8 protein-coding genes are annotated in these 10,006 nt (G+C 42.4%); 7 read left to right on the forward strand and 1 reads right to left on the reverse strand.

Translation table 11 applies throughout. The annotated features are described in order from the left end of the window. Window positions 1-14: 14 nt before the first annotated feature. The 4 genes from T538_RS0106585 (at window position 15) to T538_RS0106600 (ending at window position 6,355) form a co-directional block, all read left to right on the forward strand. Window positions 15-1,079, forward strand: coding sequence for a bifunctional 3-deoxy-7-phosphoheptulonate synthase/chorismate mutase type II (locus tag T538_RS0106585; RefSeq protein WP_031532820.1), 1,065 nt, complete (start codon window positions 15-17; stop codon window positions 1,077-1,079). A gap of 9 nt (window positions 1,080-1,088) precedes the next feature. Beyond that, entirely contained in the window at window positions 1,089-1,862 is a 774-nt protein-coding gene (locus T538_RS0106590) for a prephenate dehydrogenase (protein WP_031532819.1), read from the forward strand. A 491-nt stretch (window positions 1,863-2,353) separates the two neighbouring features. Beyond that, a complete protein-coding gene (locus T538_RS17650) occupies window positions 2,354-3,241 on the forward strand; it encodes a leucine-rich repeat domain-containing protein (RefSeq protein WP_031532817.1) in 888 nt (295 codons plus the stop codon). A gap of 441 nt (window positions 3,242-3,682) precedes the next feature. Next, the gene (locus T538_RS0106600) at window positions 3,683-6,355 is read left to right on the forward strand and encodes a leucine-rich repeat domain-containing protein (RefSeq protein ID WP_031540928.1); all 2,673 of its coding nucleotides are present in this window, start codon (window positions 3,683-3,685) and stop codon (window positions 6,353-6,355) included. Window positions 6,356-6,682: 327 nt separating this feature from the next. On the opposite strand, the gene T538_RS0106605 is transcribed toward T538_RS0106600, so the two are convergent. After that, a complete protein-coding gene (locus T538_RS0106605) occupies window positions 6,683-7,057 on the reverse strand; it encodes an A1S_2505 family phage non-structural protein (RefSeq protein WP_031532815.1) in 375 nt (124 codons plus the stop codon). Window positions 7,058-7,850: 793 nt separating this feature from the next. On the opposite strand from T538_RS0106605, the gene T538_RS0106610 reads away from it, so the two are divergent. The 3 genes from T538_RS0106610 (at window position 7,851) to T538_RS0106620 (ending at window position 9,797) form a co-directional block, all read left to right on the forward strand. Continuing rightward, window positions 7,851-8,501 (forward strand): vWA domain-containing protein, encoded by a 651-nt coding sequence (locus tag T538_RS0106610; RefSeq protein ID WP_031532814.1) that lies wholly within the window; start codon window positions 7,851-7,853, stop codon window positions 8,499-8,501. 125 nt (window positions 8,502-8,626) lie between these two features. Further along, window positions 8,627-9,334, forward strand: a complete 708-nt coding sequence (locus T538_RS17655; RefSeq protein WP_197025756.1) for an AraC family transcriptional regulator — start codon at window positions 8,627-8,629, stop codon at window positions 9,332-9,334. Between the two features lie 79 nt (window positions 9,335-9,413). Further along, window positions 9,414-9,797, forward strand: coding sequence for a cupin domain-containing protein (locus tag T538_RS0106620; protein WP_031532812.1), 384 nt, complete (start codon window positions 9,414-9,416; stop codon window positions 9,795-9,797). The last annotated feature ends 209 nt before the right edge of the window (window positions 9,798-10,006 follow it).

Below are 10,006 nucleotides of genomic sequence, written 5' to 3' on the forward strand. Positions count from 1 at the left end.
AAAACAACTAAGATATGGAACTTCAATTGGAAGCACTCGGTCTGCCGGGTGAAGACAAGCGACCTCTTGTAATTGCAGGTCCTTGCAGCGCAGAGACAGAAGAACAGGTAATGAACACAGCCACTCAACTTGCAAAGAGAGGCATAAAGATATTCCGTGCCGGAATTTGGAAGCCACGCACAAAGCCGGGAGGCTTCGAGGGCATCGGCGAAGAAGGTCTGCCATGGATGCAGAGAGTTAAGCAGGAAACAGGAATGCTTGTAGGCACCGAGGTTGCAACGGCAAAGCACGTTGAGGCTGCGCTTAAGGCAGGCATCGATGTTCTGTGGATTGGCGCACGCACAACAGCCAACCCGTTCGCCGTTCAGGAACTTGCCGACTCGCTAAGAGGCGTTGATGTTCCTGTGCTCGTAAAGAACCCGGTAAACCCAGACCTCGAACTGTGGATTGGTGCTCTTGAGCGCATCAACGGAGCAGGCGTTAAGCGCATCGGCGCAATTCACCGCGGATTCTCGTCATACGACAAGAAGATTTACCGCAACACTCCAATGTGGCACATTCCGATAGAGTTGCGCCGCCGTATTCCAAACATTCCAATCATCTGCGACCCAAGCCACATCGGTGGAAAGCGCGAACTCATCGCACCGCTCTGCCAGCAGGCTATGGACCTTGGCATGGACGGCCTCATCGTTGAGTCTCACTGCAACCCAGACTCGGCATGGAGCGACGCTAAGCAGCAGGTTACTCCGGATATTCTCGACTATATCCTCAATCTTCTCGTTATCCGCAAGGAAACAGCATCGACCGAGAGCCTTACCGAACTACGCAAGCAGATTGACGAGTGCGACAACGACCTCATCGAACTTCTGGCAAAGCGTATGCGCGTGAGCCGCGAAATAGGCATCTACAAGAAAGAGCACGAGATTCAGGTGGTTCAGACCGACAGATATTCAGAGATTCTGGAGAAGCGCGGTGCTCAGGGGGCTCTGTGCGGCATAGACTCGGAATGCGTAAAGAAGATTTTCGAGGCTATTCACGAGGAATCAGTACGTCAACAACTCGACATTATAAACAAGTAAGTATCAATTATGCGTATATTAGTCTTAGGAGCCGGAAAGATGGGCTCGTTCTTTGTAGACCTTCTCAGCTTCGACCACGAGACAGCCGTGTATGAGGTTGACCCTAAGCGTCTGCGTTTTGTCTACAACACTCAGCGTTTCACTCAACTCGACGAGATTGACGCGTTCAAGCCCGAACTGGTTATCAACGCTGTTACGCTGAAATACACTCTCGAAGTGTTTAAGCAGGTAATCCCCCATCTTTCACAGGATTGTATCATTAGTGACATTTCGTCAGTAAAGACAGGATTCAAGGACTTTTACGAGAGTACGGGAATGCGATATGTGAGCACTCACCCGATGTTCGGTCCAACCTTTGCAAACCTTGGCAACCTTAGCAAGGAGAACGCCATAATAATAAGCGAGGGTGACTACATGGGACGCATCTTCTTCAAGGATTTGTACAGCAAACTGGGGCTTAACATCTGCGACTACACGTTCCAAGAGCACGACGAGACGATGGCTTACTCGCTGAGTATTCCTTTTGTGAGCACGTTTGTCTTTGCCGGTGTAATGAAGCATCTCGATGCTCCGGGAACAACCTTCAAACGACATCTGAAGATTGCGCGCGGTGTTCTGAGCGAGGACGATACTCTGCTTCGCGAGATTCTGTGGAATCCTTATACCGTTGGTCAGGTTGAGAACATACAAAAGCAACTTACCGACCTTATAGACATCATTGGCAAGAAGGACGAGAAGGCTTTGCAGCAGTACCTTACCAGAATACGCAAGAATATTGAATAATCAGTACATACCACACAAAAAGGTATGTTGCCATAGTTAGGAGCATTTCTAAACCGAAATGCTCCTATTTTTTCATAATTAAAAGATGTCAAAAAGCTATTTTTTTACTATTTTTGCAGATAGTTTAGCACTAAGTTCGCTATACATTACATAAAGGAAAAGCGTCACATGATGTTTTGTCTATTGGTTATCTGAAATTACCACAAAGAAAAGAGTTCCAAAGACAATACAGAAGATGATGCCACGGATATGCTACTATATGTATATCCCGTTGTGTGCGTGAAAGTTATCCAAACTTTCAACGCACACATTATGGGGCATATTAGCAATAATTTTGTGGGTATCACTCTGTTGGTCAGAACTCAAGGCTGTGGTAAGCCTCAGATAACAGACAAACAGAAAGTTGATACCCACGTTTTTTATTTATGTAACCACTTTAATATTAAAAGACTCGCTTTACTTGGGTATCATAAAGTACAAAAAAATATATAATGAGAAAATTTACTCTTTCTTTCCTTCTTGTAATCCTTACGGTTGGAACTAAGGCTTTTGCTTACGATTTTTCTGCAAAAAACGCCGATGGTATCGAAATTTATTACAATTACATTAAAGAACAAACAGAAGCAGAAGTTACAAGAGGGAATTACGAAGCTTCAAGTATCAAAATACCTGAAGAAGTTACTGTGAACAACAAAAAAATAAAAGTAACATCTATTGGTAAAGAAGCATTTGCTTTTTGTCAAGATCTGAAGACTGTTTCAATTCCAAATACTGTGACTTACATAGGAATAGGTGCATTTGCTGTCACATACTTAACATCCATAGAAATTCCCAATAGTGTTACCACTATAGAATATGGGGCTTTCCAAGAATGCTACAAACTTACTTCTGTCACAATTCCAAACAGCGTTAAAAGCATTGGAAGGAATGCTTTTGACGATTGTGACAAACTCAATAAAATTGTTTCACTAATAGAAAATCCCTTTGAAATAGAAGGCGTAGAAACATACAAAAATACTTTTCAGGAAGAGACGTTTCTAAATGCAACGCTTTATGTGCCCAAAGGTACAAAAGAGAAATATATGGCAACTAATGGCTGGAAAGATTTTAAAAACATTGTAGAGGGTAATGGTGATAATGACGCAACCAACATCGCAGAAACCCACGAAAAATCAGTATTGATTCAGAGCAAAGGCGGGGTTCTTTACGTTTCTGGAATTGAAAACGGCACAAGCATAAACGTTTATTCTGTTTCCGGAACATTGATTGGAACAACAAAAGTAAGTAACAATCAGGCATCGCTAAATACGAATCTCAATAATGGAGATATTGCGATTGTTAAGATTGGAGACAAATCTGTAAAAATAAATATTCAATAAAAACATACAGAAAAAGGCTTTCTTTTTATCGGAAAGCCTTTTTCTATAACAATATAGAGTTTCACCCAACAGAAATAATTTTGAACATTTTCGACAAGACTGTATTCTATTTTGGCTGGTGGATAATAAGAAATATCTTCAATCTGTAAAAAACACCTTCTTAACCAACATATTTATCTACCAAAACGCATAAAAATGCATTTAATCATAAAAAACGACATAAAAAGTTGTTTAAATGAATGAAATTACATACCTTTGCCACGTTTTTCACACTTAATCGATGTTTTAACAGATTTTATCTTGTTAATTTAACTAATGATATGAACATAAAAGCATAATATATTAGAGAGGTTATATATGGGATGCGCTCATTTGGCAGCGTAGCCTTGTGAACTGCATATTTTAACTTAACATCATTTTTATTAACCATTTTAATTTCTTATGACAAAGAAAGTTTTATTCATGCTGTTGCTGGCAATAGTAACGGCTGTGAATGTTGCAGCAAAGGCAACAAATTATGGCATTAAAATTGCCAACATGGAAGTTACTTCCAACAACTACAGTAACATAACCCACAAATGCATTACTCCTTATACAGAAGGAGTGGAGAGTTATGTACGTTTCGACCCTCAGAAGAAGGTTCTGACATTCTGTAACGTAAATATAGAATGTAAGGATAGTTATGGTCGATGCTTATACAACTATAACTGCGACGGGCTGACAGTTGTATTCAAGAACAGAAACAGGTTTAATTCTACAAAAGCAGCTACGGTGAGAATCGAGAAGAATACAACCATAACATGCGAAGACGGTATGTACGGCAAGGACATGATAGATATGTTTGGACACTACGATAAGAATGAGACTATCTATCTAAAGAACAAAGCAGTCCTGACATTTAAGGATGCCAATGTCTTTGTTTCATTCCCTGCAGGAACCGATATTGCAGGTATTCGAGGAGAAGGAAATGAATATCTTAGCGTAGACCACTCTTATTTAAGAGTTCATACAGGTGCTTTTGGTATCTGCATAAAGAAAATCAGCCGTTATGACATTAATTACAGTTGCCTTACTTTAGACGGAGGCAAATGCACTGAGGACGCACAATGCAATATGGAAGACGGATGTGAAATTATTACAGACTTCAAATACTCTGTCGACTTCAAGAACAATACAATAAACATCGACGGCAGTCCTGCAAAAAAAATTACATTCGACAACCCTATAAGTATCGACTCTAACAAATTCCCTGATGAAAATTTCCGTTCATACGTGAAAAACTTGAGATACCTTTGGAAGGGTAAGCTAACAACTGAGACATTGGGGTATTCAAGTTTTAATGTGAGTGGCTTGGGTATTAAGTCTCTGAAAGGTATTGAATATTTTAAAGCTCTGCGTGTGCTTAATTGCTCAAACAACCAGCTTACAAGCCTTGACCTGTCAAAGAACAAAAGACTGGAAAAGATTGATATCTCTTTCAACCGTATGAACACAACTGGAATGTCAAATTTCATTAAGAGTCTGCCAAAGTTTGAACCAGGACATGGCACAATATACGTTGTTACAGAAGACGGTAAACCAGACGGAAATATCTGTACCTCCGGACATGTTGCTGATTTGCTAAACAAAAACTGGAAGGCATATATGCAAGGTGGTACAGAAAAACAATATAAAGGCGTTAAAAATTATGAAATCTATGTTGCAGGAAATGGGTTGACTAATGAAAACTACAATAGAATAACGTCGTTAAAAGGAATAAAAGGCAACGTTACATTCGACCCTTACGACTACACATTAACACTTGAAAGCGCATCTATCGACGGTCGAATTGGTAACTACAGCGAAAGTGTTCTGACAATAAACTCGTCAAAGATTTCAACTGTCGATAGCATTAACGCAAGAGAACTTACGATAAAAGGCGATGGCACTTTGAACGTTAAGAAAAAAATAGAAAGTTGTAAAGAACTGACACTCTGCGGAAATGCAAAGGTTTACATTGACACAAAATGTCAAGCTGGCATATATCCATACATAAATGGAATCACTATTGAACCAAACATAATACGCGTTTCAGACAATGCTATACTGAAGGTTCGCGCCAAAGACATGGCTATATTTGCCGTAACAGATTCAAAACTTATTCTCAGCGGCAATGCAAAAATCCGCATTCCTGAATACGCAAAATGGGATGCTACAGGCAGCAGGGCAAAATTCGTTAGCATGTTAGGAAATTCTATCAACCAAGCTTACGTACATATTGGTGCAAACGAGAAGGTAAGCGACATCAGCATTAGCGATTTGACAATGCCTAAAGATTTTGAGCATGGCGACTATGAGGCTACAACAAAAAGCGAAGGCTGCAAGTTTGGCAATATTGTGTACAAAGACCACAAGACTGGCAAGGTTATCGATGCAAAGACTCAATACTTTACTGGTGGCGAAGAGGTTGAGATTCATGTAACCATGAAGGCTGACGTAGGCTACGAGTTTACAAAAACAACAAAGTGTCTATTGAACAACAAGAAACAAGATGCCATCACCTTCGACAGCAAGGCAACTGATTTCTGCTATATTTATACCGTACCAGTTCCAGAAGACGGCATATCAATACAAAAGTTTACGGCAACAATCACTGCTCCAAAAGCTGGCGAAAAGCCACAACTTACAATTAACAACTTAGATGCAAAACATCTGAAAAGCATCAGTGTATACTGGAATGATATGGACGAGAATAATCTGGTTGTAAAACAAATGTACAGAACTTACGTCAATGGTGAATACAGAGTAAGTAACGAAAATGAAACATTTGAAGCAGGACATAAATATATGTTGATGATAAAATTAGAGCCAGCAGACGGATACATATTCCACGAAAAGACATCTTACGTCATCAACGGCAATGAAAAGGACATAAAGATTTTATGGGCACCTCATAGAGCCAATCTCACATACACATTCCCTAAGTTGCCAGAAGACAAGACTACTGGCATCGAGAATGTTTCGGCAGACGAGGACGGCAAGTGGTATAACCTTAATGGTACAGAATTGTCTGGCAAACCTGCAAAGGGTGGCATTTACATATTCAACGGTCGCAAGGTTGTTGTAAACGAATAAACAAGATACGCAAGTTCGGGACAAAAACGCAGTCTGTAATAATATGCAGACAGAAAACGAATCATTATGCAGAAAAGAGGCAAAAAAGCTACTTTCAAGGTTGAGGATAGTAAGGGGGTAGCAAGAGGATAGCAAGAAGGTAGCTTCGGGGAAGGAAGCCGATGCGTATATTGATGCAAATTCAATTAAAAATTCACAATTGACAATGCTGAATTCAGAAAGAGGATGGAATCTTAATTTGTCTCGAACAACGCTGTTATAAAATTAAAGCGGCAACAGGTCGAAAGACTTATTGCCGCTTTTTTTATTTCCTAAAATCGTGCAAAATCACCACCCTTCTGGCAATACGATGTTATCAACATCGTGAGCCGACTTGAACAGAGGCGAAATCTGCTCGTCGGTAAAGCCGGCTATGCCGCAGCCTATGCGCGTTACGAGGAATGTTAACTGCGGATGCTGCTTGGCAAACTCGATAAACTCGTCAACATACGGACGGATTGTCTCTACCCCACCCTGCATAGTAGGTATAGCATAGCATTGACCTTGCAGACCAACGCCCTGCCCCATTATCGCTCCAAATTTCGACACGGCGATATAGGCCGCGCCTCCGCCGTGCATACCCTTCAGATTGCTGCCAAAGACAAAAATCTCGTTTGGTTCGAGCCTTGTAATCTTCCAAGGCGTAGTTCGTTTCTTGTTCATATCCATAAAGTTTGGTTTTAAAGCACTAAATCCTACCACAGCCTCGCACATAGCCTGAGAATCGCCGATAAACTCGTTCTCGTCGATGACCTCGGGCATATCCAAATCCATGTCGAAGTTTTTCCTGAAATACGGGGCTATTACACGCTCTTTCAGCAACTTGAATCTCTGCGATATTGCCGACGGCGTTACGCCCATCTGCTCGGCAATCTCGTTAGCCTTGAATCCGCGCAGCAAAAGCATGTCGATGATGAGGCGGTCTTGACGACTGAGGGTGGCATGGTTGCACACATCCTCAATCATTCGGTTAAACTGAAGGCGGAGGCTTCCGCTCACGTCGAACGACAGCATGTAATCCTCGAACGAGATGCTTCCGTACTCCTTGGCATGCCATTTAAGCGCATCGAGCACAACATAGCGGAATCCGTTTATGAGCCATGTGCGCAGACTAACGCCGGGCGAATGTTCTTCGAGCGGCTTCCAGTTGCGTTCCATAAGATAGATAGCATACTGATGAGCCAGCGACATAAAGTCGAGATTCTCTTTCTGACTAAGCTGATAGCGTTTGTCGAAGATGCAATATCCAACATGGCAATATCCGTAGAAATACTGGCGGATAATGTCGGAATCTCCTCGACGAAAACCATCGATAATCTGCGTTTCTGACAACATTGATTTAAAATATTTTTAGCGAAATTACAAAAAATTTGCTTTCGTACTTAATTTTTCCCGAATATCTTCTTCTAATAGATAAAAGAACAGAATTATTAACTTTTATCAAACACTTACGGATATGAAAAATCAGAATGAAAAAAGAGCAAAGAAGGTGTTCAATCTTATTATTGTTGACGAGAGCGGCTCTATGTCGGTAATTCGCGAGCAGGCTTTCACGGGAATGAACGAGACGCTGAAGACGATACAGAACCTTCAGAAGAAATACAGCGACACGGAGCAGTTAGTAACCCTCATGACCTTTGACAGCGAGCACACCAAATGGCATTACGACGGCACACCGGCGGCAAAGGTTCACAAAATCGGGTGGAAATCTTACGACCCTTGCGGCGCAACGCCTCTGTATGATGCCATCGGAAAGGGAATCTCGAAGGTTAACGCGCAGGCATCAGAGGGCGACAACGTGCTTGTAACTATCATTACCGACGGCGAGGAGAACTGCTCGAAGGAATGGACGCTGAAGATGGTTCGCACGATGATTGAGAAGCTGAAGAAGCAGAACTGGACGTTCACGCTCATAGGCACGGACAATCTTGATGTTAAGTCGATGGCTGGTTCATTCTCGATAGACTCGCACATGGCATTCGTGCAAAGCGCAGCAGGCACGAAAATGATGTTCGAACGCGAGAACAGATGCCGCGAACGATACGTTCAGCGCGTTATGGACGATTCGGTAAGCGAGATTGGCGATTCGTTCTTCAAGGAAGACTAACATTTTGTAAAGTCCGCTCTCTAACGATGGAGGGCGGATTTTTCTTTTCCATTCGGATAATTTTCATTATTTTTGTGGCGAACTTTTCAGTCTTTTTTATGCAATATTTCATTTCGGACGACAGAATGATAGAATTCGTTGTTACTGAAGACATTACGAAAGAATTCGGTCTGCATAACCATACCGGACACTATGTAATTTCATTCATCACAAAGGGCAAGGCAACAGTATTCTACAACAACGTGAGCGTGGTTCTCGCCAAGGGCGACACGTTCATCATTCGTCCGTATATGCCTCATTCTGTTGCGGTTGAGAGTGGCTCACAGATTCTGTCGATGTGCATAAAGAAAGATTTGTTTTCTGCCCAGAGCTTTGGCGAAATCAGTCAGACAGTAAGCACAAAATTCGATGAGATAGCAGCCGAGACGAGTCTTGAAACCGGAATAAAATCCGAACTGAACGATGCCGTAAGGCTGATTGCCGAAACCATCGGCGACGAGCGTTACAAACTGTCGGCCGACATTCAGCAGATTGCCGACAAGATAGCCGAGAAATCGTCAAAAATCTATTCGCTCGACCAACTTTCGGAAGATGTATACATCAGCAAGTATCACTTAATCAGAAAGTTCAAGTCAAAAATCGGACTCACGCCGCATCAGTTCATGATTCAGGTAAGAGTGCGAAACGCCCAAAAGGAACTTGCCGATGGCGGACGGCTGATTGATGCCGCCATAGACAACGGTTTCTACGATTCGAGCCATTTCGACAAGTGTTTCGAGAAGATTGTGGGCATCTCGCCGTCGGAATATCTAAAGAAAAGCCGCGGAATCTGAAAATCAGCAATTTTATACAAGCAAAAGCCGTTTCGTCGCCGTAATTTTGCAGCGTTAAATCATTAAACATTTACGCTAAATGGAAACATTCAAAAAGTTTGACAACGGACAGCTTGCCTTGCCCGAGAAAACGGTAAAATTCGACAGTCAGAAATGGAACGAGCACCCTACATTCGAGGGCGTAGCTCTGAAACACATCGTAACGGCCAAGGACAGCGGCGGACTTTTCAGCTATCATCTTGTAAAGATCGCGCCGAACTGCAAAATCGGACTTCACATTCACGAAATGCAGTTCGAAACGCACGAGGTAATAGCCGGCAGCGGAATCTGCCTTAACAACGGCAAGACCATCGTCTACAAGCCTGGCACAATATCAATAATGCCGGCAAAGATAGAGCACGAGGTAAGGGCTGGCAACGACGGTCTCTATCTCTTTGCCAAGTTCATGCCAGCGTTATGCTAACAGTTTTTTCAGGAAAAATCCCATATTGTGGTCATAACGATATGGGATTTTTCAACGTACCTTCAACGTATCTTGAACGTACCTTGCCCGAACCTTCCCCGAACCTTCCCCGTAGCTACCCCGTTCCTACCCCGTAGCTTCTCCGTACCTTCCGGCTTGCTACTCCCTTACTATCCCCTTGCTACCCTCTTGCTATCGGCTCACCATCG

The sequence above is a fragment of the Bacteroides sp. Ga6A2 genome, from assembly GCF_000702225.1.
Classification (GTDB): domain Bacteria; phylum Bacteroidota; class Bacteroidia; order Bacteroidales; family Bacteroidaceae; genus Ga6A1.